The 26309-nt window shown below is 44.1% G+C and carries 18 protein-coding genes; 12 read left to right on the top strand and 6 right to left on the bottom strand.

What is annotated here, in order from left to right:
- Window positions 1–69: 69 nt before the first annotated feature.
- Window positions 70–543 carry a transcription elongation factor GreA gene (gene greA, locus A1QO_RS10990; protein WP_017036718.1) on the bottom strand — a complete coding sequence of 158 codons (474 nt, stop codon included), beginning with the start codon at window positions 541–543 and terminating at the stop codon, window positions 70–72.
- Between the two features lie 428 nt (window positions 544–971).
- Here greA and A1QO_RS10985 point away from each other — a divergent pair, with 428 nt between their 5' ends.
- Complete coding sequence (locus tag A1QO_RS10985) at window positions 972–1979, top strand: porin (protein ID WP_017036716.1); 1008 nt, start codon at window positions 972–974, stop codon at window positions 1977–1979.
- A 120-nt stretch (window positions 1980–2099) separates the two neighbouring features.
- Window positions 2100–3539, top strand: coding sequence for a serine-type D-Ala-D-Ala carboxypeptidase (gene dacB, locus A1QO_RS10980; RefSeq protein WP_017040789.1), 1440 nt, complete (start codon window positions 2100–2102; stop codon window positions 3537–3539).
- Between the two features lie 117 nt (window positions 3540–3656).
- On the opposite strand, the gene A1QO_RS10975 is transcribed toward dacB, so the two are convergent.
- Complete coding sequence (locus A1QO_RS10975) at window positions 3657–4502, bottom strand: magnesium transporter (protein ID WP_017040790.1); 846 nt, start codon at window positions 4500–4502, stop codon at window positions 3657–3659.
- Between the two features lie 428 nt (window positions 4503–4930).
- Between A1QO_RS10975 and A1QO_RS10970 the strand changes: the two genes are divergently transcribed.
- Complete coding sequence (locus A1QO_RS10970) at window positions 4931–5347, top strand: YbaN family protein (RefSeq protein WP_017036713.1); 417 nt, start codon at window positions 4931–4933, stop codon at window positions 5345–5347.
- Between the two features lie 41 nt (window positions 5348–5388).
- Here the strand turns inward: A1QO_RS10970 and tyrS are convergent, their stop codons facing one another.
- The gene (gene tyrS / locus A1QO_RS10965; RefSeq protein ID WP_017040791.1) at window positions 5389–6576 is read right to left on the bottom strand and encodes a tyrosine--tRNA ligase; all 1188 of its coding nucleotides are present in this window, start codon (window positions 6574–6576) and stop codon (window positions 5389–5391) included.
- A 129-nt stretch (window positions 6577–6705) separates the two neighbouring features.
- Here tyrS and A1QO_RS10960 point away from each other — a divergent pair, with 129 nt between their 5' ends.
- Window positions 6706–8001 carry a peptidoglycan DD-metalloendopeptidase family protein gene (locus A1QO_RS10960; RefSeq protein ID WP_017036711.1) on the top strand — a complete coding sequence of 432 codons (1296 nt, stop codon included), beginning with the start codon at window positions 6706–6708 and terminating at the stop codon, window positions 7999–8001.
- 204 nt (window positions 8002–8205) lie between these two features.
- Here the strand turns inward: A1QO_RS10960 and A1QO_RS10955 are convergent, their stop codons facing one another.
- The 3 genes from A1QO_RS10955 to erpA all read right to left on the bottom strand — a co-directional run bounded on the left by A1QO_RS10955 (window position 8206) and on the right by erpA (window position 12897).
- Window positions 8206–11316, bottom strand: a complete 3111-nt coding sequence (locus A1QO_RS10955; RefSeq protein WP_017038644.1) for an efflux RND transporter permease subunit — start codon at window positions 11314–11316, stop codon at window positions 8206–8208.
- An 8-nt stretch (window positions 11317–11324) separates the two neighbouring features.
- The gene (locus tag A1QO_RS10950; RefSeq protein WP_017040792.1) at window positions 11325–12455 is read right to left on the bottom strand and encodes an efflux RND transporter periplasmic adaptor subunit; all 1131 of its coding nucleotides are present in this window, start codon (window positions 12453–12455) and stop codon (window positions 11325–11327) included.
- 100 nt (window positions 12456–12555) lie between these two features.
- A complete protein-coding gene (gene erpA / locus A1QO_RS10945) occupies window positions 12556–12897 on the bottom strand; it encodes an iron-sulfur cluster insertion protein ErpA (RefSeq protein ID WP_017041699.1) in 342 nt (113 codons plus the stop codon).
- A gap of 281 nt (window positions 12898–13178) precedes the next feature.
- On the opposite strand from erpA, the gene hemL reads away from it, so the two are divergent.
- From hemL to A1QO_RS10905, 8 genes are all read left to right on the top strand, one after another.
- The gene (gene hemL, locus A1QO_RS10940) at window positions 13179–14471 is read left to right on the top strand and encodes a glutamate-1-semialdehyde 2,1-aminomutase (protein WP_017040793.1); all 1293 of its coding nucleotides are present in this window, start codon (window positions 13179–13181) and stop codon (window positions 14469–14471) included.
- 260 nt (window positions 14472–14731) lie between these two features.
- Window positions 14732–15817 (top strand): AI-2E family transporter, encoded by a 1086-nt coding sequence (locus tag A1QO_RS10935; RefSeq protein WP_017040794.1) that lies wholly within the window; start codon window positions 14732–14734, stop codon window positions 15815–15817.
- A 79-nt stretch (window positions 15818–15896) separates the two neighbouring features.
- Window positions 15897–16922, top strand: a complete 1026-nt coding sequence (gene rsmC, locus A1QO_RS10930) for a 16S rRNA (guanine(1207)-N(2))-methyltransferase RsmC (RefSeq protein WP_017036704.1) — start codon at window positions 15897–15899, stop codon at window positions 16920–16922.
- Between the two features lie 183 nt (window positions 16923–17105).
- Window positions 17106–20492: an ATP-binding protein gene (locus A1QO_RS10925; RefSeq protein ID WP_017040795.1), complete on the top strand. Its 3387-nt coding sequence runs from the start codon at window positions 17106–17108 to the stop codon at window positions 20490–20492.
- Between the two features lie 952 nt (window positions 20493–21444).
- Entirely contained in the window at window positions 21445–23127 is a 1683-nt protein-coding gene (locus A1QO_RS10920; protein ID WP_017041698.1) for an ABC transporter substrate-binding protein, read from the top strand.
- Between the two features lie 170 nt (window positions 23128–23297).
- Window positions 23298–24284 carry an ABC transporter permease gene (locus A1QO_RS10915; protein ID WP_017036701.1) on the top strand — a complete coding sequence of 329 codons (987 nt, stop codon included), beginning with the start codon at window positions 23298–23300 and terminating at the stop codon, window positions 24282–24284.
- A gap of 2 nt (window positions 24285–24286) precedes the next feature.
- Window positions 24287–25312 carry an ABC transporter permease gene (locus A1QO_RS10910; RefSeq protein ID WP_017040796.1) on the top strand — a complete coding sequence of 342 codons (1026 nt, stop codon included), beginning with the start codon at window positions 24287–24289 and terminating at the stop codon, window positions 25310–25312.
- A 2-nt stretch (window positions 25313–25314) separates the two neighbouring features.
- The gene (locus A1QO_RS10905) at window positions 25315–26298 is read left to right on the top strand and encodes an ABC transporter ATP-binding protein (RefSeq protein WP_017036699.1); all 984 of its coding nucleotides are present in this window, start codon (window positions 25315–25317) and stop codon (window positions 26296–26298) included.
- Window positions 26299–26309: the final 11 nt, after the last annotated feature.

Raw genomic sequence — 26309 nt, 5'->3', positions numbered from 1 at the left:
ATTGTAGTGTGAAAAAAGGTCGCATGATGCGACCTTTTTAGTATCTGTAGCGATTAATCGCCGGACAAATTAAATATATTCTACTTTATCTATTTCAAAGTCTTTCTCACCGCCCGGTGTAGAGATAACGACCTCATCACCTTCGTGTTTGCCAACCAAACCACGAGCAATTGGCGATTTCACTGAAATACGGCCCGATTTAATATTCGCTTCATCTTCAGAGACAATTTGGTATTTCACTTCTTCATCGGTATCAACATCGATCAACGTAACGGTAGTACCAAAAATGATTTTTCCGGTATTTTCCATTTTCGTCACATCGATAATTTGAGCTACCGATAGCTTATATTCGATATCGCGGATCTGTGCTTCACAAATACCCTGCTCTTCTCGAGCGGCATGATATTCAGCATTCTCTTTCAAATCGCCTAGTTCACGAGCTTCACCAATTGCGGCTGAAATAATCGGACGCATCTTAAGTAATCTTTCTAATTCATCACGTAGCTGCTTTTCGCCACGCACAGTCATTGGAACCTTTTCCATATATACCTCTATGCCAAAGGGAACTTTGGACAAAACAAAACCCCCCGAACCATATTTATTCAGGTGGTTTATTGGTGGATCAACTTTCTAGTAGTGTAAACAAACTTGTCTGCTAAATCATTAAAATTTACTTGGATGGAATCTCAAAATCGCAATCCTAACGATAGATTAACATGAGAGATTCGCACTCCCTATAATTTGGTTTCATGCTCTCTTAAGTAAAATTCCATATCACCGCTAGGTCTAAGAAATTCTCGTTCTCGACATTCTCATACTTTTTAGCACAAAAACACATCAATTGAACTTATGACATAAATCTTACATATGAAACTTGATTTAAAGCCGCATAAGGCCGAGGATACATTGGCGCAGAGGTTGAAGTACCTCGCAAAAGTAACTATTTATGGACAACAAAATAGGACAATAAAATGAACAAGACTCTAATTGCTCTAGCGGTGGTAGCTGCAGCAGGTACAACAACTATCAATGCAGCTGAGCTATACAACCAAGACGGTAACTCTGTGGATATGGGCGGTCGTGCAGAAGCTCGTTTATCTCTCAAAGATGGCAAAGCCGATGACAAGTCTCGTATTCGTCTGAGCTTCCTTGGTAAGGCTGAAATCACGGAAAGTCTATACGGCGTTGGCTTCTGGGAAGGTGAATTCACAACTAACGAACAAGGCAATGTTGATAGCAGCAATGACCTAAACACTCGATATGGCTATGGCGGTATTGGTGGCAACTTTGGTGAAGTTGCCTATGGTAAAACAGCAGGTGCTCTTGGTGTAATTACTGACTTTACCGATATCATGGCATATCACGGGAACTCCGCGGCTTACAAAATCGCCGTTGCAGACCGCACGGATAATATGATTTCTTACAAAGGTTCATTTTCTGATTTAGACCTTAATGCTAGCTATCGCTTCGCTGACCAAGATTCTAGCTCTGGCGAATTCAAAGATAATAAAGCCGATGGCTTCTCTCTATCTGGTATTTATTCTGTAGCTGAAATAGGGCTTACTCTTGGTGCAGGTTATGCGGATGCAAACCAAACTGTAGAGGGCGTACTTCTTGATCGCAACCAATACATGCTTGCCGCTTCTTATTCAATCAACGATTTATACTTCGCTGGTACTTTCGTTGATGGGCAAGATAAAACGGTTAGTGGATCTAAAACAGACAACACTGGTTACGAATTCGCCGCTGCTTACACTATGGGTAAGACTGTATTTACAACTAGCTACAACTACTTAGAAGCAAAATCCTCAGGCACTTCTGCAGATGTTGCGGATAACGTAGCCGTTGATGCAACATACTACTTCAAGCCGAACTTCCGTAGCTACATCTCATACAACTTCAACCTGCTTGATTCCGATAAAGTAGGTAAAGTTAAATCCGAAGATGAGCTTGCACTGGGTCTACGTTACGACTTCTAAGTTTTCTCCATAAATGGTCAATTAAAATGCCTGCACCTAGCAGGCATTTTTTTATCTCGCTATACTCACTCTTCATTGTTGTATTCTCTTACAGATAACATCAGGCTAGGTTTTTCTATCATGCTCTCTAATATTCATTTCCTTTTCCTTATTATTGCCGTTCTATTCTCTAGTAGCAGCCTTGCGTATTCTCCTACGTCAGCACTCCCAGCGGGTAGCAGAAATAGCTTGATATTAGAAAGCCTCTCTAGCCCTAAAGCAACTTCTCTGTCAGAAAACACCGAGCAACTATTCCCACCAGCCAGTACCTTAAAACTGGTCACTGCGCTCGCAGCCAAACTGGAACTTGGCGATAACTTCCATTACCAAACCTCACTTTTAAGGTATCAAGACGACTTAATTATCCAGTTCTCAGGCGATCCCACCCTGACCACGCAAAACCTGCGCGACATGCTACAAAGCGCCAAAACCAGGGGAACTCACCAAATCAAGGGGGATATTTGGCTCGATAATTCAATTTTTTCTGGGTACGATCGCGCGGTAGGATGGCCTTGGGATATTCTTGGGGTGTGCTACAGCGCACCAGCCAGTGCCATCACTCTCGATGAAAACTGTGTTCAAGCGTCCATATATACGTTGGATACTGGCTTAACACGAGTATACGTTCCCGAGCAGTTTCCTATTCATGTCTCTACTAAAGCGCGGACCGTCAGCAAAGTAGAGCAAGAAAGCAGCCAATGCGACCTAGAACTCCTTGCGAAAAGTAATAATCAGTACCAACTCAACGGTTGCTTAGTGGAGCGAAGTAAACCTCTTCCACTTAAATTTGCTGTACAAAGCCCAGAGCAATACACCACACGCATGGTCTACACCCTTTTAAACCAACTGAATATTGAACTCTACGGTTCAATAAAAATAGGGCGACCAGACTCTTCATTTGATGCTTCTGCAACAACACTTTTGACGCAGCATAAGTCGGCAACACTACCCGCACTGCTCGATGTCATGCTCAAGAAATCCGATAACCTAATTGCGGATAACTTAACCAAAACCATTGGTCAGCATTTCTACCTCCAGCCAGGCAGTTTCAGTAATGGAACGTCAGCCATGAAACAAATTATTTGGGCTAAGACTGGGATTAATTTGGAACAAGCACGGCTGGTCGATGGCTCTGGGCTTTCTCGTAACAATCGATTCACCAGTCAAGATATGGCGTCGATATTACGGTATATCTGGATACATGATGATGAACTTAATCTTGTTCAAGCCATGCCAACGTCAGGAAAAACAGGAACGCTGCAATACCGCAGCAGTATGCGTAAAGCACCGATTAAAGGGCAGATCATTGCCAAGAGTGGTTCCGTGTACGGCAGTTATAATATGGCAGGGTACGGGTTGGATAAAAAAGGGAAGCCTAGCTCGTTATTCGTTCAGTTCGTCACTGACTATCACCCAATAAAATCAAATAACAACAAACCTGTTATCGCTCCTATTACTCAATTTGAGCAATATTTCTACAAAGATATCGTCTCATTCAGCCAGCAAGTGTCCAAGCCATAACAAGGTGAACCTTACTTTTAAGTTTAACCAGGAATCGTATTTAGCCCTTGCTTGTCTCGTCCTACAATAGATAAACAAAGCAATAAGGGCTAAATGCGTATTAAGGTCTTACCATTCTTAGGCAATACCTAGAAAATAATTCACGACAGTGAAATAGATCCACATTCCTGAAATATCGACAATTGACGCGAGTACCGGGCTAACTAGAACCGCAGGATCGAGCTTAACGGCTCTTGCTACGATAGGTAACACACCACCGAGTGTGGTTGATAAGGTCACCTGAATAAACAGCGCAACAGCAATCGCCAGTGCAATGACATTTAGGTCAAAGCCACCTGCAGACGCCGGATCGCTAAACAGCAGGATTCGACCAACCATCACAATGGAAATCGCCAAGGCCAAACAAACGGCCACACGACTTTCTTTCCAAAGTACCGCTAACCATTGTCTTTTTTTAAGCTCTCCGGTAGCTAGAGCTCGAATGACTAGGGTTGCAGCTTGAGTCCCAGTATTGCCACCCGCAGCAGCGATAACCGGCATGTATATCGCCAGTAATACCAACTGACTCAATGTATCTTCATATTGTGCAATGATTAAACCTGACACAATGCCCAATAAAGCCAGAGCAATGATCCAACCAATACGTTGCTTAACATGCTCCATCACACTGGTGGTTAAGTATCCTTCAGCCGTTTCCACTTCCGAATGAATCATGCCCAGCTGGTGAGCGTAGTGTCTGGCTCGTTTGTCGTTCCCTTCCCCTTCTAGCAAACTGATAAGTTGTTGCACATAACCCACAGAGCAGTGATGCAATATCGCCACCGCTTCTTCAATGGGCATGACCGTTAAAAGATGTAACTGCTTCTCTTGGTCATATTGCAAAAAAGCGTTACGCGCAGCACCAATCTCTTCATGAGAAAAGTGAGGTGTGTCTTCAATGTAAGTATTGTTCATTACCGTCATGGCGAATCTCCCGATTGGCAAAGGTAACGACCATCACGCATAAGTGTTTATAGCTATTGTTAAAAGCGATAAAAAACCCTACAACACAAATGCGTTGCAAGCTTATGGTGTCTAGAAAGAGATGGAGAAAAATACAGGGGGAAGATGAAACATGCCCTACCACAAAGGTAGGTGCGGAGATCGCCAATACCGAAGTGGTTACTTTTCTCCCTTCATACTAGGAGGATGGTCGGTATTGTTCATAGTTAGCTCCGAATAAACTGCTCTAACAGCAGCGGGGCAAATGGTATCAAACCTATGCAAACAGGTCAGCTAAATTTCGATTATTTCTCTTTTTCACTTAAAAATTCATGGTTGATTCATTGCCAATTCAAATTGTTTCATCCCATACTCTAATAACAATAACCAAACAATATGCTAGGTGAATAATGACAGATGAAAGGAAACGTCGCCCACTTTCCAAAGCGTACATAAAACGCAAAGGCTACATCTGTATAGGGTGGACCAGTGTGATTCTTGGAACCATTGGCGTAACCGTCCCACTACTGCCGACTGTTCCTTTTATCTTGCTGGCTCTTTATTGTTTTGGTTCGGCTTCACCCAAATTTCAACAATGGCTTCTCAATCACCCAAGACTCGGTACTCTCGCTCGCAGATTAAAAGAAAATCAGGGGCTTACTCCGACAGAAAAAACACAATCTCTGGTTGTTATCTGGCTCTCTATGGGCAGCGTTTTATACTTCATCGCTTATGGCACGCACTGGCAATATGCGATCATCACACTGTTACTATTTGAGACCTGGTTTATCTTACGGTTTAAAACCTGCACAAAAAAAGCGCCCTAAGGCGCTTATCTATCACTATCTACGTATTGCTATCGCACAGTTTACGCGATGGTAATACGAGCAAACTTACGCTTGCCCACTTGGAATACGTAAGTACCTACTTCCGGAGCGAACTTAGCGTCTGCTACTTTCGCACCTTCAATCTTAGCTGCGCCCTGCTTAACCATACGCATCGCATCTGACGTTGATGCACAAAGGCCTGCTTCTTTTAGAATATTGCTGACCGGTAATCCCGCTTCGAAGGTAAACTCAGGCATTTCATCAGGAATTTGATTCTTAGCAAATCGGTTAACAAACTCTTGCTCGGCTGCATCTGCATCTGCTTCAGAGTGGAAACGCGCAATGATCTCTTTGGCAAGAAGTACCTTAATATCACGAGGGTTTTTCCCTGCTTCAACATCCGCTTTAAACTGCTCAATTTCTTCTAATGGACGGAAAGACAGAAGCTCGTAATAGCTCCACATCAGTACATCTGAAATAGACATGATCTTACCGAACATCTCACTCGGTGCTTCGCTTACACCGATGTAGTTGTGGGCAGATTTAGACATCTTTTTCTCGCCATCTAAGCCGACAAGTAGAGGCATCGTCAACACAACTTGTGGTTTCTGACCGTGACCTTTTTGAAGCTCACGACCCATTAGCAGGTTAAACTTCTGATCCGTACCGCCCAATTCAACGTCTGTTTCCATTGCCACAGAGTCGTAACCTTGCAGTAGTGGGTACATAAATTCATGAATCGCAATTGGCTGACCACCTGCATAACGCTTTTTAAAGTCGTCACGCTCAAGCATACGAGCAACCGTTAAGTTTGAGGCAAGACGAATCATACCTTCCGCGCCCAGCTCAGATAACCACTCAGAGTTAAACTGAATTTTGGTTTTTGCTGGATCGAGAATTTTGAACACCTGTTCTTTATACGTTTCCGCATTGCGAAGGACATCTTCACGAGTCAGTGGCGGGCGAGTTGTATTTTTGCCCGTTGGATCACCAACCATCCCTGTAAAGTCGCCAATCAAGAAAGTCACGTCATGGCCTAGCTCTTGGAACGCGCGCAGTTTATTTAAGATAACGGTGTGGCCCAAGTGGATATCAGGCGCCGTTGGATCCGCACCCAGTTTAATTCTTAGTGGTCGGTTCTCTTTTAGCTTCGCAATTAACTCTTCTTCTGGAATTAATTCGTCAACACCACGTTTTATTTCTGCCAATGCAGCTTCGATACTCGCCATTCTTGTTCACTCCCACAGATTTGGCAAAAATTTTATAGTTTGCCATCTTACGCGAATAGCGATGTTTTTTGAAACCAGTTAGACTAAACAGCTAGCTATTTTATTCACTTTTATAGAACGAACGCTAAAATGCTGTCTATTTTCAATCGTCTTCCATGGGTTCACCGAGCGCTAATTGCCTTTTTTAGTGCCATTGTGGCCATTGCTATTTTCTTTCTTCCCGATCCTAAAGATTTACGTCAGGAGAAAAACACCTACGAGATAGGCCGGCATTATCCGCTCACGATGAATGCCGAGGCACTTTCTCCAGGTGCGTCTATTTCTCCTTCTGCTGTATTACGCTGGGAGAAACATACGATTGGATCTGGCGAAAGTGCGGCTATTTTATTTCAAAGGCTCGGCCTCTCTTCTCGCCTTCTCTATCAATTGACCACCACCAATGATGATATAGAGAAACAACTCACTCGCATTAAACCTGGTGATGTCTTTCAATTTGGTTTTGATGAAAACAATGAATTGGTTCAATTGAAACGAAAACTCAGTGCTTACGAAACCTTTATCGTTTCCAAAACAAGTGACGGGTTTGAATCTACGTTTGATAAAAAAGAACTTCAGTATCAGTACAACTACGCCGAAGCGGACATTACCTCTAACTTCTGGAATGCAGGTGTCAATGCTGGCTTAACTGCTAACCAAATCATGGAGTTAGCCGGGATCTTTGGTTGGGACATCGACTTCGCACTGGATATACGCAGTGGCGACCAATTTAAGATGCTTTATCAGGAACAGGTCGTGGAAGGTGAAGTCATCGGTAGAGGTAAGATTATTGCCGCTATATTCAAAAACCAAGGCGATACCTTTACCGCTATTTTGGATGACAATACCGGAAACTATTACGATGAAAATGGCAGAGCGATGAAAAAAGCATTCTTACGATCGCCTGTCGATTTTCGTCGGGTAACATCGAACTTTAACCCTAATCGTCGCCACCCAGTCACAGGTAAAGTAAGAGCTCACAGAGGAACCGACTACGCGGCACCTGTCGGCACGCCAATCTGGGCTGCTGGTGATGGTATTGTTCAAAAATCGAGTTATAACCAGTTCAACGGTAATTATGTCTTCATTCGTCATAGCAACACCTACATCACTAAATACCTGCACCTCCAAAAAAGAAGAGTGAAGACAGGCGATCGAGTAAAGCAAGGGCAAACCATAGGAACATTGGGTGGAACCGGGCGCGTTACTGGCCCTCACTTGCACTATGAGTTTCTTGTGAACGGGGTACATAAAAACGCTCGTACCGTGAAGCTTCCTGAATCTAAATCGCTAACGGGTAAAGCGAAAGCGACCTTTATAGCCAATGCTGAGGTACGATTAGCAAAACTAGACCGTTACAGTGAACTTCTTTTTGCTAGTCATAATTAGTTGCCCGCTTAAGTTACCGTTGCTCGTTTAGGCCCTGAGTTAGCCACGATCCCTTTACCCAATAAAAAACCCATCAATTACCATTGATGGGTTTTTCGTTAATACCGCTATTACTATTTACTATCCGTCTTTAAGATAGGAAAATGGTTTGGCTGTATTGACGCTTGGTTCCGGCATCAATACAGGTTACTTGCCCTCATCAACTCACTCGGTCGGTTCTGGCTCTTTCTCTTCTAGCTTGTGCTTTTTACCCAGCATAAGTAGACATGGGGTCAACACTAAGGTTAAGACGGTAGCAAACGTCAACCCACCCGCAACCGCTGTCGCCAACTGAGACCACCACTGTGTACTCGGTGCTCCAAACTCAACCTTTTGATTCACAAGATCGATGTTCATTTCCAGCACCATAGGTAATAGCCCTAAAATGGTGGTTACAGTTGTCAGTAATACAGGTCGCAGACGTTGTACACCAGTACGTAAGATCGCTTCTTGTCGGCTCAGGCCGCGTTTAACTAACTGATTAAAGGTGTCAATCAATACAATATTGTTGTTCACCACAATACCAGCCAACGCAATGACACCAATTCCTGACATCACAATGCCAAATGGTCTTTGGAAAATAAGTAGCCCAGCAAAGACGCCCACGGTAGAAAAGAGCACGGCACTTAGAATCAAGAAAGCCTGATAAAAGCTGTTGAACTGCGTCACCAAAATCAGCGCCATAACAGCAAGTGCCACAATAAAGGCATTTTGCAGGAAGGCTGAAGAGTTTTCTTGCTCTTCATTTTGACCACGGATTTTGAATTCAACCCCGTTAGGTAAGCCCAGTTCGTTAATCGCTTGCTCGATTTTAGGCAGCTCCAGCGCTAAATTATACCCCTCGCCAATATCAGCCATAATGTTGATGATTCGATGACCATCAACACGCTGAATAGTATCTTGCTTATGATCGGGAACGATTTGAGCGAAATTGGTAATAGGCACAAGCCCTGCCGCCGTCTTCACTCTGAGCTGATCGAATCGGCCAATGTCACGCTTATCTTCTGGATAACGAACCAGAATATCCACCTCTTCATTCGCGTCATCGGGTAAGTAGTCACCAATTTTAAGACCATTAGTCACAAACTGAACCGTATTACCTACAACCGTCGCATCGGCACCAAAACGAGAAGCATCATCTCGCCGAATATCAATTCTCCAATCAATACCATCTTTACTAGAACTGTCACTGATATTGGTAAACGCCGGATTATTATCAGCCCAGTGGCGTACCATTTTAGCCGCTGAATCTAATTCATCAGGAATTCGCGCAGACATCTCGATAACGAGATCATGAGCCACAGGAGGCCCCGCATCAGGGAACTTGTATTCGATTTCAACACCGGCAAATTGATCGGTCGTGAGTTTTAACTCTTCGATAATATCTTTTACCGGACGTCGATATTGCCAGTCCACAGGCGTTATCTGAATTTGACCGATCTCTTCAGTTCCACCTGTTTTAGTGTAAACACTTTCAAACTCATCGTTACCCAACATCACCGTTTCGATCTCTTTCATAATGACATCTTTCTCATTAATCGAGAGATCGCCAAATGAACGAACTTTGACGGTAAAAAATGGCGGATCCACTTCAGGGAAGAATTCTGCACCTAAACCGGCTTTCGAGTAAGTAAACCCTACCCCTACGGACAAAAGAATCGCACAAAGTAAAATCTTCAATGGATGCTTGATTGCGATAGCCAAAGTTCGGTAGTAGAGCTTCGTCAATCCTTCCGCTTTATCGAAATCACCGTCATGTAATGCCACCATCTTTTGACGACTGGCACTGGTGACATTTTGCGGCTTGCCAATCAAACCACCCAGGACAGGAACAAATAACAAAGCCATAACCAGTGATGCTGATAGAGTCGCTATCAACGTCAGTGGCAAGTACTTCATAAATTCACCAGTAATATCGGGCCAAAATAGTAACGGAGCAAAAGCCGCAAGTGTTGTTGCCGTGGAAGCAATGATAGGCCACGACATTCGCTTCGCCGCTTCACGATACGCTTGTCTTCTTGGTGCCCCTTCCTGCATTCGCCTATCAGCAAATTCTGTCACAACGATCGCACCATCCACCAGCATGCCAACCGCCATGATCAGTGAGAACAGCACAACAATATTGATCGTCAGACCAAATAACGACAAGACCAGCAAACCGGTTAAAAAGGATCCTGGAATGGAGATACCCACCAAAAGTGCGGTGCGTACACCTAAAATGGCAATGATAACGATCACTACCAAAATAATCGCAGAGAGAATATTATTTTGAAGATCATTAAGCATCTGCTTAACGTCTTTCGATTGATCCCACGTGTATTTAACCAACAAGTTGTTTGGCCACTCAGGACGATTCTGTGCTTCCGTCATTACGGCTTTAACAAGGGCGACCGTATCGATAATATTTTCACCGGCTCGTTTCTTAACATCCAAAATCACCGCAGACTTGCCGTCTAAACGCGCGTAACTTTCTGGATCTCGAAAAGCGCGTCGCACTGTTGCTACATCACCGAAAGTGATGACTTGTTTCCCATCCACCTTTACTGGTAACTCTAAGACATCTTTAAGTGAATCAAATACCGAAGGCACTTTGACTGAGAATCGGCCATACCCCGTATCAACAAAACCCGCGGCAACCACTTTATTGTTCAGAGCAATAAGATTATAGATATCGGCTTGATCAAGCCCGTAACTTTCCATTAATAACGGATCGACGATGATCTCAACAATGTCATCGCGATCACCCGCAATATCAACTTCGAGCACTTGTCGGTAGCTTTCTAGCTTGTCACGCAGCTCACGACCAATTTGCACAATCGTACGCTCAGGGACCGTTCCATAAAGTACAACCGAAAGGGCCGGCTCTTCAGACGCTAAAGTTACCTCGTTGACCGTCGGCTCATCACTGTCTGCTGGCAATTTAGGTTTGGCAAGATCAACCGCATCGCGAACATCGGCCATAGCCTTGGCTAAATCCGCTCCAACATTAAATTCTAACGTAACAGAACCATGACCTTCCGAAGCGGTTGAGGTCATTTCCTTCACCCCTTCAATCGCTCGAAGCTCTTGCTCTATTGGTCTGACCAACAATCGCTCGGCATCCGACGGTGATATACCTTGGTGGCCAATAGAAACATAAATGATTGGAATGGTGATATCAGGGCTCGATTCTTTGGGAATCGTAACGTAAGTGCCAGCTCCGGCAATAAGTATCAGTATCAGCAGACTCATCATTGTCCGAGTACGAGACAATGCGGCATCAATTAGTGAATACATAGTTGCTCCTACTGCTGAGTATCAGGCTGCTGAGAGATTTCTTTCAGAGCCAGTTCATGCTGTGAAAACTCAATCGCTTCGACTGAATCTCCATCACGAACAAAACCTTGTCCAACAGTAATAATATCCACCTCATCACCAAGGCCTGAAAGCCAAACCCCATCTTGTTCAGCTTTCACTAGCTGAATCGGTACAAAACGGACAATGTTATTTTCAAGCGTTTTAACACCCAAATTGCCTACGGCATCGAGTGCTAGCATCGCAGGTGTGACTTTCACGGCGAGCTGCTCATTGAGCGTCAATTCAACTTCGGCACTGATGCCGGCAGGAATTCGTTGGTTCGGGTTCGCGATTTCAATTTCGAGCGGGAAGGTATTCGTCGAACTGGAAGAAACACGGGAGATATAGCGCACTGTACCTTCAACAACAGTACCGTCAATAAAACGTATTTTGGCAGGCTGCTTTGCCGTCAGTTTTTGAATATGACGTTCACTGACATCCGCTTCAATAACGAGTCGACTCAGATCGATAACCGTTGCCACAGGATCGCCAATACCGACGAAATCCCCTTCTTCGATAAACAGATGATCAACAATGCCTGAAAACGGCGCGGTCACTTGCGTGTTATCGAGAGCAACTTTAACATTACTCACCATGGCTTTGGCTTCGATTAAAGAAGCTTCAGCATTGGCAAAAGCAACTTCGCCTTGCAGACCTTTCTTCTTCAAAGACTGGGAAGCTTTATACTCTTTTTCTTTCACTTTTAGCATCGCTTGAGCACGCTCAAGTTGAATCGACAAATCGCTTTTGTCAATCGAGGCAATGAGCTGTCCTTTCTTCACAGAACTGCCTTTTCGCACGATTAACTTGTCAATTTTACCGGCTATCTCGGCACCTATTCTTGCTTCTCTATCCGGCGCAGTTCGACCATAAAGATCAATGCGCTTTGGGGTTTGCTCAGCGGTAAAGGTTTGATAGACAACTTTCGCTAGTGGGATGGTCGGTTTGGCATTCTTAGCGGCACTCTCTTCAGCCTTGAGTGAGCCTAATCCAAGCCATGCGGTCAATAATAGTATGAGAATTAAAGAGACAAGCCACGGACGCTGAGAGAAAAAGCGAGCGACAGGAAAGTTCGGCATATAACATCCTTTTTTTATGTCCCGCGATACTTCCTCACTCGCAGGCGGCAGTTAGGTGCTTCACCTAACTGCATCATTGTGTTTGTACTACGAAAAATATCTAAACGCTGAATGATGCTCCACAACCACAAGTTGTTGTTGCATTAGGATTATCGATAAAGAAGCGCGCACCTTCCAGCCCTTCTGTATAATCCACCACACCACCAACGAGATATTGTAAGCTCATCGGATCAACTACCAGAGTCACACCACTATTTACGATAGTGGTATCACCATCATTTACCTTTTCGTCAAAAGTAAAACCGTATTGGAAACCACTACAACCACCGCCTGTAATATAAACTCGGAGTTTTAGTTCTGGATTCTCTTCTTCTGCAATCAATGTCTGAACACGCGTTGCTGCTGCATCAGAAAAAGACAATGGTACATTTACTTCGCTCACGACGACCTCTCTTACTTCTTGTAAATCCCCATCCACGTCATTATGCGGCAATGAAGTAGGGAGTGGGTGTATCTTTTTTAATAATCTCGCGATTATCCAATACCTGACTGATTCGTTCAAGTACTCCACAACAAGAATCACGGATTCAATAAGTTAATATTCTACCTATACGTTTTAAGATGTGAAAAAGAACAGAAAAATCAGCAAAAGATTTCTAGTTTGAATTTGGATCGGTACAATGCGAGGCAACTTGGTCCTAATAATCAAATGAGGATGTACCAATGACCAAATCAGCAGAACTCTATCAAAAGGCACAAAAAACCATTCCAGGCGGCGTTAACTCTCCTGTTCGAGCCTTCAACGGTGTGGGTGGATCGCCTATTTTTGTCGAAAGAGCAGATGGCCCTTTGATTTTTGATGCTGATGGCAAAGCCTACATCGATTATGTTGGATCATGGGGGCCAATGATTCTTGGCCATAACCATAGTGTTATACGTGATGCAGTCATTGACGCAGCTCACCGCGGTTTAAGCTTTGGTGCTCCAACAGAAACAGAAATCCACATGGCTGAATTGGTTTCTGAACTGGTTCCGTCGATGGAACAACTGCGCATGGTTAGCTCTGGAACAGAAGCGACGATGAGCGCTATTCGTCTTGCTCGTGGTTATACAGGCCGAGACAAAATTCTTAAATTTGAAGGGTGTTACCATGGTCATGCTGACAGCCTTCTTGTTAAAGCTGGTTCAGGTGCACTGACGCTGGGTCAACCTAGCTCTCCTGGCGTGCCTGAAGATTTCGCTAAACATACTCTAACAGCAACCTTTAACAACCTTGATTCTGTACGAGAGCTATTTGCCGCCAATAAAGGTGAAATAGCTTGTATTATTGTTGAACCCGTCGCTGGCAACATGAACTGTATTCCACCGGTTGAAGGCTTCCATGAAGGTCTACGAGAAATCTGTGATCAAGAAGGTGCACTACTTATCTTTGATGAGGTCATGACCGGTTTCAGAGTCGCTTTGGGTGGTGCTCAAGCGTACTACAACATCAAACCAGACTTGACGACATTGGGTAAAGTGATTGGCGGTGGTATGCCAGTAGGCGCGTTTGGTGGCTCTAAAGAAGTCATGCAGCATATTGCTCCTACAGGGCCGATCTATCAAGCTGGTACGCTTTCTGGTAACCCAGTCGCAATGGCCGCTGGTCTCGCATGCCTTAATCTATTAAAGGAAGAGGGCAACGAAGCGCGCCTAGCTCGCAAAACCAAATACATTGCTGATGGTTTTAAATCTTTGGCTGACAAACACGGTATTCCCCTAACGGTTAACCAAGTAGGCGGTATGTTCGGCTTCTTCTTTACTGAGCAAGAAACCGTAACCTGCTATGAAGACGTGACTAAGTGTGATGTAGAACGTTTTAAACGATTCTTCCACTTGATGATTCAGCACGGTGTATACCTAGCCCCTTCTGCGTTTGAAGCTAGCTTTACCTCATTAGCCCACGACTCTAAAGAGCTTGAAGCGACACTCGAAGCCGCTGATCGCTGTTTTGCCATCATTGCACAAGAAGCGTAATGATTTAGCACCATAATTAACGAGCTGATGACGGCTCGTTTTTTATTGCCAATTCAAAACAACGAGCAGTAACAACGCCATTAACGTGAGCGTAAACCAAGGAATATGTCGCCCTTTTTTACAGGAAGACTTATCACTTTCACTATTATTACAACACCCCATTCACCTAACCTCCAAACAATAACTGAATGTTCTCCGTTGATAACCTTCTGCTTTAACGTCATTATGGCTCTCTACACATAAAGAGATAGGTCATCGTTGTGAAAGACAAAGTCCAAATAAATTCTAGCCACTGGGTACTTATTGCAGCATTAGTCGCCTCAGCCTATGCCTGCTATTTACTGATTCAACCCTACGTCAATTCAATCGTGATGGCCTTTATTATTTCACTGTTGATGTTCCCTATCCACGATTGGCTTGAAACAAAGCTCCCTAAACATAAAAATACCGTTTCTCTACTCTCTTGTATCATCTTAACCTTTATTATTGTACTGCCTTTAATGGTGGTTTTTGCCGCCATTGTTCAGCAAGGATCGACATTTTCCCAAAGTACTTACCACTGGGTGACCCACGGGGGAATCAACACATTATTCGATCACCCTCTGGTGGTAAAAACCCTCGCTTTTGCTAACACGTATCTACCATTTGATGGAATTAATCCTCAACAAATAGCAGCAAAAGTTGGGCAATTTGCAACATCACTAGGATCGAACATCGTCGGTATTAGCGCTAAAATTTTAGGTGACGCCACAAGTTTCCTAATGGACTTCTTTTTAATGTTGTTTGTGCTGTTCTTTTTGCTGCGCGATCACGACAAAATCATCAGGGCGATTCGTCATATATTACCTCTCTCTCGTAGCCAAGAAGATCGCTTACTCGCTGAGATTGAACAGGTTTCTAAATCTGCGGTTATGGGATCGTTTCTCACCGCCATAGCACAAGGCATTGCGGGCGGATTAGGTATGTGGCTAGCGGGCTTCCCGGGCTTATTCTGGGGAACCATGATGGGGTTTGCTTCCTTTATTCCAGTCGTAGGAACCGCACTGATTTGGATTCCTGCCACCATCTACCTTTACTTAACCGGTGATACTAACTGGGCAATTTTCTTAGCCATATGGAGCGTCGCCATTGTTGGATCGATTGATAACATATTGCGTCCGCTACTGATGCAAGGTAGCGCAGGCATGAACACACTGATGATTTTCTTTTCATTACTCGGTGGCATACAACTCTTTGGTTTGATTGGCCTTATCTATGGCCCTCTTATTTTCGCTATCACCATGGTACTGTTTACTATCTATGAAGAAGACTTCAAAGGCTTTTTAACAAAACAAGATAATAGCTAACCCTGAACACGAAACACTTCTAGCTGAGGGCAGATTATGAGAAGATCAGCCCTCACTTGATCTATTACTGAATTCAACCATGTCTGCTTATACCGCCCCTAGTCAAATTGCTCAACGTCAACTCGCTTACTTCAAAGGAAAGCACGTCCTTGTTGCCGGCGAAGCGGAAGATCTTTTTCCACTTGAACTGACAGACCACTGTGAATCTGTGTCGATTTACACCACCAACTATGGTTACTATCGACAAGCCAAACGCCACGACAAACTTAATTGCTATTTTGGTGCTGAATTAACTGAGCAGACTCAAGCGGATATGGTGTTGCTTTATTGGCCCAAAGCCAAGGCTGAAGCGGATTTTTTACTCTCTATGTTGATGAGTAAACTTGGGAAGGAAACGGAAATAGTTGTGGTGGGAGAAAATCGCTCAGGGGTTAAAAGTATCGAAAAGATGTTTAAACCTTATGGCCCAATCACCAAATTTGATTCAGCAAGACGCTGCTCGTTTTACTTCGGGCAATGCACCGAGCAACCCGCGACGTTTTCTTTAAACGAATGGTTCAAAACCTATCAGGTCAGTTATAACGATCAAAACCTCACCATAAAAAGTCTGCCGGGTGTTTTTAGTCATGGTGAATTTGATATTGGCAGTCAATTACTCCTCGATACACTTCCCTCATTAAAGGGAAAAGTCCTCGATTTTGGTTGTGGTGCAGGCGTCCTCGGAGCGGTGATGGCAACGCTTAACCCGGAGATTAACCTGGAAATGTGTGACATCAGTGCACTTGCTGTCGCATCGACACAACAAACGCTGATCGCTAATGGTCTTTCTGGTCACGTATTCGCCTCCGATGTTTATTCAGACTGCGCGAATGATTACCAATTTATAATCAGTAATCCCCCTTTCCACTCAGGGTTAGAGACCAGCTATAGCGCGACAGAAACACTGCTTGCTGACGCCCCGAAAAAACTAAAAAAACGAGGACAACTTTTTATTGTTGCGAACAGTTTTCTTAAATACCCACCGATCATTCAACAAGCATTCCATAATTGCGAGACTCTAAATAAGACCAGTAAGTTTGCTATCTACAAAGCAAGCAAAGTCTAAGTACGATGAAATCGAGACTCCAAACTGTGCGCAGCGGCACTTTTCTGCGCCTTTGAACACGAATTAGTAGCGACTTACTTGTCAAAGTAAAAAAACTCGTTAATTTTGTCATTTTAACTGTTTTTACTTTGCTCGATGATTTTAACGATCATCACTCTGCCTTAGGGAAAGTAACGTCTTATTATGTTCAGGTTTTATCGTAAACAGAAATTCAAACGTCTCCAAAACACCTTGATGTTGGCGTTTCTAGTCTTGAGTATCACTCCTCTTACCGTCGTGGCACTGTTTTTCATTCATTCTCACAGTACAGACTTACAAGAACAGAGTACGTCTCATGTGACGTCGGTCCGTGATACAAAACAGAAGCAAGTGGTTGATTATCTGTATGCGCAAGAGTCAGAAGTGATGGGCTTTGTTCGTTCAGAACTCGCTTATGCCAGTGGCGGGCGCTTTTATGGTTTGGTCAACGCTTTCCAAAACTTAGGCGCCGACATCGAACAGGCTCGCCAACATGCCCAGCAGCGATACATTGAAGGCTCTGGCGATCAAATTAGAACATCGATTCTGCCACAATCCAGTGCTTACATCGGCAGTGAGCGCTATCGTCTACTGCATAAAAGATACCACTGGGCCTATCAAGAGTTACTTAAACGATCCGATTTTGATGACATCCTGCTTGTCGATATCACCGGTAATGTCACCTATTCCATCCTAAAAAATGATTATTACGGCACCAACCTACTGAGCGGAAAATATCAAAACTCGAACTTAGGAACGACTTTTCAAACACTAAAAGAGCTGGTCAAAGAAAAACGATCAAACAATGTTGATTTCACACCAGTTATCCTTTCTGACTTTTCCTCTGCAGACGGACAAGCTGTAGCCTGGTTAGGTGCGCCTATTATTCAGCAAGGCTATTTACACAGTTATGCTATGTTTCGCCTTCCCAATAACGGCATAACCAAGCTGATTGCCGATACTAATAAAACCTCATCAATGAGAACCTTACTAGTCGGGCAGGATCACCAGAGTCGCTCTATGGCTTTCCAGCAGGAAGATATCAAAACCAGTATTGAAGTCATTGATCTCGCTCTCAAAGGTTTAACCGCGGTTGGAACGTATACCAATACTGAAGATGAGAAAACCATAGCGGCCTATAGCCCTATCACGTTTAAAAGCATCAACTGGGCTATCGTTGTCGAAGTACCGGAAAAAGAAGCGTTTGCTCGCGTACATCAGCTAGAGAAGTTGTTTGTTATCGCTATGTTCAGTGCATTAGTCTTAGTGGTTATCGCTTCGCATTATTTGTCGAATTTTATTACATCACCCCTGTTAAAACTGACTTGGGCGGCAGAGAAAGTATCCGCCGGTGATCTCGATGAAACGATGATCAATACTGAGCGAAAAGACGAAATTGGCCGATTGGCGGTGAGCTTTGAACGGATGCAACGATCGATTCGGGAAAAAATGAAGCTCATTAAATCTCAAAACAGCGAATTAGAAAGCAACATTCATCTCATTAAAAAGCAGAATGAAGAGCTCCACTTAGCCAATAAGCTTAAAGACGAATTCTTAGCCACAACGTCTCATGAACTTCGTACTCCACTGCATGGCATGGTCGGCATTGCTGAGTCTCTGGTGTCTGGAGCCAATGGCCCAATTACCGCTGATCATAAGTACCAGCTCAATATCATCATCAGTAGCGGCCAACGCCTAGCAACCTTGGTCGACGACCTTCTTGATTACCATAAAATGCGCTATGGAAACCTAGATATTCATTGCAGTGCCGTCGATCTTTCTAGCGCAACTCGACTGGTTCTAGAATTATCTAACCACTTGCTTGGCAATAAGCCGATCCGAATCATTAACCAAGTACCGGAAGAACTCCTTTGGGTTTCTGCCGATCCACAAAGATTAGAACAGGTCTTATATAACCTTATCGGTAATGCGATTAAGTATACCTCGGAAGGTAAAATCGTTATTTCTGCGAATGTGGTCGATGACAATCTTCGTGTCCAGGTCGTTGATACCGGTCAGGGGATCCCAGCGGATCAGCTCGAGCATATTTTTGAACCATTAATTCAAGCAGGAAGCGACTCTAGCCGTTACCGTCAAGGGACAGGACTTGGTTTATCAATAAGCCGCCAGTTAATTGAGCTTATGAACGGTTCTTTGTATGTCAGCAGCCAACCCATGGTCGGCACTACATTTAGCTTTACCCTTCCATTGGCGCTTGACCATGAAATAGAAGCTGCAGGTTTAGGTGAAACCAGCCACTTCCACGCACCGGATCTCAACGAAGTGGTATTGCCCGATCAAAGTAGCTTGCCTGAAAACCCACAAGGACCTTTATTACTAGTCGCAGATGACGAACCGGTAAACTTACGTATTCTCGATAGCTTTCTACGTATTGAAGGCTACCGAGTCAGGACAGCAAAAGATGGCCATGAAACTCTAGAGCAAGTGCAGAAAGAGAAGCCAGAACTGTTACTCTTAGATGTTATGATGCCTGGGCTATCTGGCTACAGCGTATGTGAAAAGCTTCGTGAGCAATACGATCACTCAGAGCTGCCTATCATTATGTTAACGGCCCTTAACCAAACCGACGATCGTGTCAGAGGGTTTGATGCCGGTGCAAACGACTATCTGTCTAAACCCTTTAACAAACAAGAGCTGGCGGCTCGAATTACCGCCCACTTATCGGCGAGCCAAGCTGAAAAACGACGTATCGAGAACGATCAGCTTCAAGTTGAATTAAAACGACGTGCGATGGTTGAAGCGAGCTTGTTAGAGACTCAAGGCCGCCTACTAGAACAATTAGAATCGGCCCCGGAAGCCATTTTATGTGTGAGGGACGACAATAAGGTGCGATTTGCTAACGAAGCGGCTTCAAAGCTGTTCAGACGAAGCCCCGAGCAATTAAAACGGTCAAACGCTGATGAAATGATCGCCCCGAAATACCTTACCGTTGAGCTAGAACACTATTGCGGCAACATTGATATTTATGTTGAGGACATCCGTCAAAACATTTCGACAGACATACTAAAACTACCCGAAGAGTCTGGGTTAAAAGCGATGTATATCTTTAACGTTGGGGGCAGTGTGAACGCGGCACGCATTGGCAACCTAGAAACCGCTGTTGAAGCCCTTTCAAGTTATGCCTTTGAAGGGGATAAAGATAAACTGCAGCAACTGAAGGAGCTTGGTGGTGAATTTACTCGCATTGCCGATCGGGTCGGGGGCGAGAACAAATCTAAACAAGATATAATGAGGGAAGTCTTAGTCGAAGCGATGACCAATGCGATTGAGTATTGGGAGAGAGTGACAGGGCAGAGCAAATTTGCATTCGCCGAACAAAGCGGCCTATGGCGAGTCTATCTAGACAGAAGCACGTTACAAACTCGAACTTTGGATAAGTACTTGCGCCAAGAAACGCTGCCTAAGACACCAAGGTGGCGAACGGTATTAAGCTCAATTGAATATATATTGGAGCACTGTCAGGAGCAAAGCCCAGAGAGAACACACATCATTGCGCTAAGAGATAAGCTCCAACACCTCTTAACCAGCTAGCTTCTCCTGTATTAACCCAATAACCTACCCTTATAAGGTCTGCACATTCGCAGGCCTTTTTTGTTGACCATTTTTAACAGAGCATGTTTTATCGCGCTTATTCAATCTCATCTTTTCTTATTCAATCTCGGCTTCTCGTGTACATATGCTTCTTAGTCGCAAAGGCCAATCTATGAGGTGTATGGCGTCGTTTGAGGTAACTAACCCTGGGCCGCCCTTCGGTTAATCATCAGATAAGAATACCTGCTCCTTGCCTTGCCTAAATCGTGCTACACCGATTGCGACACGCAAACAAGAGTATAAGTCGCTTCTAGGTCATACCTTTCGTTAGCCTGAGCTAGGCGTAAATTTAGAGCCGACAAAAAGCAACAACACTGTCTAATTATTGTTTTTTCTTATCATAAATTAAGACCGGTTTATCATGAAACTCTCGATATAAAACGAGTTAAAAACAGCTTATTTCCTATAAAATACAGTTAAAAATCAAAATAACAGTTCAATTTGCGAACTGAATCACAACAAATCGTCATAATAATTTTTCACACGAAATTGACGTAACATTCTACGAGTGACCCTGATCTCACAAACAAACCCCACAATAAAACACCAATATAAATAGGCTATTAATTGATAGTGGACACTAACCTATTATTGGTTCCCTCGTTAAAATGAGACCTAGATCGACTGTTATTATTTGTTCAATTTTATAGCAGAAGCGCATAATTTAACGTTTATGACGTAAGGAGTTTGGGTTTTAACGTTTTTAACGGGAATCGTAATTGCTAATTTTGTCGTTACGGTGTCTTCTTACTGTGCCTAAGGCCTACAGGCCACTCCTATTTATTGATTCCTCCGATTAATAAATGATGAACGGAGGTAGGTCTTAGAGAGTGTTAATCAATTGATAACATTCCTTCCACAGTGAAACGAAAGCAAATAGTAAGGAACAGCTATGCTTGCCAATATAAAAAAAACAGTACTAGCAACTGCAATTATTGCAACTGCGACAACGGGTTTTGCATCAGTAGCTACTGCTGCTGAGCGCAGTGAACTAACCGTTCACCCAAAAGAGTTTACGACTTTTGTACGTAACTTTAACCCGTACCTAGGTGCGACTAACCTACATACCACTACAGACTTCATGTATGAGCCTCTAGTTGTCTTTAACGAAATGCACGGCAACACGCCTGTTTTCCGTTTAGCGACTGGTTTTGAAATGTCTGATGACCTAATGAGCGTAACGTTCGACATCCGTAAAGGTGTGAAATGGTCAGATGGTGAAGCATTCACTGCAGATGACGTTGTATTCTCATTCAACCTAGTTAAATCAAAACCAGAACTAGACCAAAGTGGTATCAACGCTTGGATCACTGGTGTTGAAAAGCTGAATGAATACCAAGTTAAATTCCGCTTAAGCGAAGCGAACTCAAACGTACCTTACGAAATCGTAAAAGTACCTGTTGTTCCTGAGCACGTGTGGAAAGACGTTAAAGAGCCAGCAACATTTACTAACGAAAACCCAGTAGGTTCAGGTCCGTTTACTGTTGTTGATACGTTTACTCCACAACTTTACGTTCAATGTGCTAACCCAAATTACTGGGATGCTGACAACCTAGACGTTGATTGTTTGCGTGTTCCACAAATTGCAAACAACGACCAATTCCTAGGTAAAGTCATCAACAGCGAAATGGACTGGACTTCTTCATTCATTCCAGACATCGATCGCACATACGCTGCAGCAAGCGAAGAGCATCACTACTGGTACCCGCCATCAGGTACTCAAGCGTTCGTACTGAACTTCAAAAACCCAGATGCAGCTAAGAACGAAGCGTTGAACAACGTTGAATTCCGTCGCGCATTCTCTATGGCTCTTGACCGTCAAACTATCATTGATATCGCATTCTACGGCGGCGGTACTGTGAACGATTTCGCTTCAGGCATCGGTTACACATTCGAAGCTTGGTCTGACGAAGCAACACACAAGAAATACCAAGGTTACAACACATACAACGTTGAAGGCGCTAAGAAGCTACTTGCTGAAGCAGGCTTTAAAGATGTAAACAACGATGGTTTTGTTGACACTCCTTCTGGTAAGCCTTTTGAACTACTGATTCAATCTCCAAATGGCTGGACTGACTTTAACAACACGGTTCAACTAGCGGTAGAGCAGTTAACTGAAGTTGGCATCCAAGCTCGTGCTCGTACGCCTGACTTCTCTGTGTACAACCAAGCAATGCTTGAAGGTACTTATGATGTAGCTTACACAAACTACTTCCACGGTGCTGATCCGTACACATACTGGAACAGTGCATATAACTCAGCGTTGCAAAACGGTGAAGGTATGCCACGTTTCGCAATGCACTTCTACAAAAATGAGAAGTTAGATAACCTACTTAACAGCTTCTACAAAACAGCTGATAAGAATGAGCAGCTAGCTATCGCTCACGGTATCCAACAAATCATCGCTGCTGACCAAGTAACGGTTCCTGTACTGTCTGGTGCTTACATGTACCAATACAATACTACTCGCTTCACAGGTTGGTGGAACGAAGAGAACTCTAAAGGCCGTCCAAACATTTGGGCTGGTATCCCTGAGCGTCTACTTCACGTACTGGACCTAAAACCAGTTAAATAAGTAGAAGTTCATTTCTAGCGGCGAACATCCCGTTCGTCGCCAACTAAAATCCCCACTCTGTGTTGAACAGTATGGCGCTCGTCGTCAGGGGATTTTTCGCTCTAAATTTTCGCTAGGAGCGACCTGAATCCAGAGACAGGGAAACAATCTGGGTGAGTAAGGTGTGAGTTATGGGTTATTTTTTTAGACGTTTGTCATTTTATTTTGTCGCACTATTAGTTGCAGCGACGTTAAACTTTATTATTCCAAGAGCAATGCCTGGTGACCCTGTTACCATGATGTTTGCAAACGCTTCTGTTCAAGTTACTCCTGAACGTATTGCAGCGATGAAAGAACTTTTAGGCTTCGTTGATGGAGGCTTACTAGTCCAATACGCAGCATACATGAAGAACATTCTTAGCTGGGAACTTGGTACATCCATCCAGTTTTATCCATTATCAGTAAATACACTGCTAGGTGGCGCATTCGGTTGGTCACTGTTTCTAGCTGGTACTGCGGTAATTCTATCTTTTTCACTAGGTTCGATTCTAGGGATCTTCGCAGCGTGGAAACGCGGTAGTAAATACGATGCTTTTGTTACGCCAGGCATGCTTATTCTACAAGCGGTTCCTCAGGTTGTTATTGCGATGATTGCACTATTTACCTTTGCAATTGGCTTAAAGTGGTTCCCAACAGGCTACGCATATACCGCAGGCACATTACCAGACTGGACAAGCTGGGAGTTCATCAAAGATGTGGCTTACCACGCTGTTCTACCTTTGATTTGTGCTTCTGTTGTTCAAATTGGTGGCTTCCTAGTCAACATGCGTAACAACATGATTAACCTTCTCGCTGAAGACTACATCACGATGGCGAAAGGCAAAGGTCTTTCAGAAAACCGCGTCGTCTTTAACTATGCGGCTCGAAATGCACTGCTTCCGAGTGTTACCGCATTATCTATGTCTTTAGGTATGGCTATCGGTGGTCAACTAATCATCGAAATCATCTTCAACTATCCAGGTCTTGGCAGCGTGCTATTCAACGCTATTAACGCTCGTGATTACCAGGTTCTTCAAGGACAACTGCTTATCATGACGCTATTCATGCTGTTCTTTAACCTAGTTGCTGACATGCTGTACGTTGTTTTAGACCCTCGCCTACGTAAGGGTGGTAAATAATCATGAAAGAATTTGCAAAACTCATTTGGCGCAATCCAATGGCGCTAACCGGTGTCGTTATTTTAAGTCTGTTCATTTTCATTGCACTGGCTGCACCGTTAATCACTAAACACGCTCCTGACAAGCGAACCGGTAATCCACATGAATACCCAAGCTTCGTTGTCAAAAGTGCACAAGCAAACCCAGATGGTTGGGTCGCAGAAAATCTAGCCACCGATCGCCGTACCATGATCATGTCTAAGAAGGCTGACCATGTACTAGGTACTTCACGTATGGGCCGAGATGTTTGGTCACAAGTCGCCTACGGTGCACGAGTATCATTAGCGGTAGGGTTTGGTGCGGGTATTACCGTGTGTTTCCTTGCGACAGTTATTGGTGTCTCTGCGGGTTACTTTGGTGGCCGAGTGGATGACGTACTGACTGCAGCAATGAACATCATGCTGGTCATTCCTCAGTATCCATTACTCTTCGTGGTCGCCGCATTTATTGGTGAGGCAGGGCCAATGACCATAACCTTAGTCATCGGCTTTATGTCCTGGGCTTGGGGTGCAAGGGTCGTGCGTTCGCAAACTTTGGCACTGCGTGAAAAAGAATTTGTTAAAGCAGCTGAAGTGTTGGGCGAATCGTCTTTCCGTATCATCTTTGTTGAGATTCTTCCAAACCTAGTTTCCATTGTAGGTGCAAGTTTCATCGGCTCTGTCATGTACGCAATCATGATGGAAGCAACGTTGTCGTTCTTAGGCTTAGGTGATTCAAACACCATCAGCTGGGGCATCATGCTTTACAACGTCCAAACTTCTTCATCAATGCTTATCGGCGCTTGGTGGGAACTATTGGCTCCTTGTGTCGCTATCACATTACTGGTTACTGGTCTTGCGCTGCTTAACTTCGCAGTGGATGAAATTGCTAACCCTCAGCTACGTTCACACAAAGGCATGAAACGCTGGAAGAAACTTGCTAAGCAAGACAAAACCGAGCGTCAACCAGACCTTCCACCACAAAACGCACTTTGGAGCGGAGATAAATAATTATGACTGAACCAATCATTTCTATCCGTAACCTATGTGTTGACTATATTACAGATGCTGGCGATGTTCGCGCTTGTAATAACGTTAGCTTCGATATCGCACCAGGTGAGGTATTTGGTCTAGCTGGTGAGTCCGGCTGTGGTAAATCAACCGTTGCATTCTCGCTGATGCGCCTTCACAAGCCGCCCGCTTTCATAACCGGTGGTGAGGTTATCTTCAACGGTGAAGATATTCTTCAATACAGCGACGAGCGCATGCAAGCATTCCGCTGGAGTGAGATGTCAATGGTGTTCCAAAGTGCAATGAACGCACTGAACCCTGTTCTGACCATGGAAGAGCAGTTTTGCGACGTGATTATGCGTCACACCAACATGACTCGCGAGCAAGCGAAACGTCGTGCTGAAGGTTTACTGGAAATCGTAGATATTCACCCTAGTCGCTTGAATGATTACCCTCACCAGTTCTCTGGTGGTATGCGTCAGCGTTTGGTTATTGCGATTGCACTCGCATTAAACCCGAAGATGATCATCATGGATGAGCCAACAACCGCTCTCGATGTGGTGGTACAGCGTGAGATTCTACAAAAGATTTATGCACTTAAAGATGAGTTTGGTTTCGCTATCTTGTTCATTACCCATGATATCTCGTTGATGGTCGAATTCTCAGACCGCATTGGCATCATGTATTCAGGTGAACTGATTGAAGTCGCGCCATCAAAAGAAATTCTGGAAAGCCCTTACCATCCTTATACTAAAGGGTTATCTAGCTCTTTCCCTCCATTAATTGGCCCTAAAACGAAATTGACGGGTATACCTGGTAGCCCACTCAACTTGCTAGAAATTCCGCAAGGTTGTCGCTTCCAAGCTCGTTGTGATCGTGTCCACGAAGCCTGTACCAAGGTACCGACGTCGCTTCGTCAAATAGAGCCTAATCGTTTATCAAATTGTCACCTATACGGTGAGCCTATTGCTCAAGCTAAAGCCTAAGCATTAAAAGA

The organism is Vibrio genomosp. F10 str. ZF-129, assembly GCF_000287055.2.
Taxonomy (GTDB): Bacteria; Pseudomonadota; Gammaproteobacteria; order Enterobacterales; family Vibrionaceae; genus Vibrio.
Note: the sequence above shows the minus strand (reverse complement) of the source record. Positions and strands in the feature narration are given on the sequence as shown.

Excerpts from the sequence above, each read along its gene's own strand:
- greA (WP_017036718.1), bottom strand. The coding sequence starts at position 543 with ATGGAAAAGGTTCCAATGACTGTGCGTGGCGAAAAGCAGCTACGTGAT.
- A1QO_RS10985 (WP_017036716.1), top strand. The coding sequence starts at position 972 with ATGAACAAGACTCTAATTGCTCTAGCGGTGGTAGCTGCAGCAGGTACA.
- dacB (WP_017040789.1), top strand. The coding sequence starts at position 2,100 with ATGCTCTCTAATATTCATTTCCTTTTCCTTATTATTGCCGTTCTATTC.
- A1QO_RS10975 (WP_017040790.1), bottom strand. The coding sequence starts at position 4,502 with ATGACGGTAATGAACAATACTTACATTGAAGACACACCTCACTTTTCT.
- A1QO_RS10970 (WP_017036713.1), top strand. The coding sequence starts at position 4,931 with ATGACAGATGAAAGGAAACGTCGCCCACTTTCCAAAGCGTACATAAAA.
- tyrS (WP_017040791.1), bottom strand. The coding sequence starts at position 6,576 with ATGGCGAGTATCGAAGCTGCATTGGCAGAAATAAAACGTGGTGTTGAC.
- A1QO_RS10960 (WP_017036711.1), top strand. The coding sequence starts at position 6,706 with ATGCTGTCTATTTTCAATCGTCTTCCATGGGTTCACCGAGCGCTAATT.
- A1QO_RS10955 (WP_017038644.1), bottom strand. The coding sequence starts at position 11,316 with ATGTATTCACTAATTGATGCCGCATTGTCTCGTACTCGGACAATGATG.
- A1QO_RS10950 (WP_017040792.1), bottom strand. The coding sequence starts at position 12,455 with ATGCCGAACTTTCCTGTCGCTCGCTTTTTCTCTCAGCGTCCGTGGCTT.
- hemL (WP_017040793.1), top strand. The coding sequence starts at position 13,179 with ATGACCAAATCAGCAGAACTCTATCAAAAGGCACAAAAAACCATTCCA.
- rsmC (WP_017036704.1), top strand. The coding sequence starts at position 15,897 with ATGTCTGCTTATACCGCCCCTAGTCAAATTGCTCAACGTCAACTCGCT.
- A1QO_RS10925 (WP_017040795.1), top strand. The coding sequence starts at position 17,106 with ATGTTCAGGTTTTATCGTAAACAGAAATTCAAACGTCTCCAAAACACC.
- A1QO_RS10920 (WP_017041698.1), top strand. The coding sequence starts at position 21,445 with ATGCTTGCCAATATAAAAAAAACAGTACTAGCAACTGCAATTATTGCA.
- A1QO_RS10915 (WP_017036701.1), top strand. The coding sequence starts at position 23,298 with ATGGGTTATTTTTTTAGACGTTTGTCATTTTATTTTGTCGCACTATTA.
- A1QO_RS10910 (WP_017040796.1), top strand. The coding sequence starts at position 24,287 with ATGAAAGAATTTGCAAAACTCATTTGGCGCAATCCAATGGCGCTAACC.
- A1QO_RS10905 (WP_017036699.1), top strand. The coding sequence starts at position 25,315 with ATGACTGAACCAATCATTTCTATCCGTAACCTATGTGTTGACTATATT.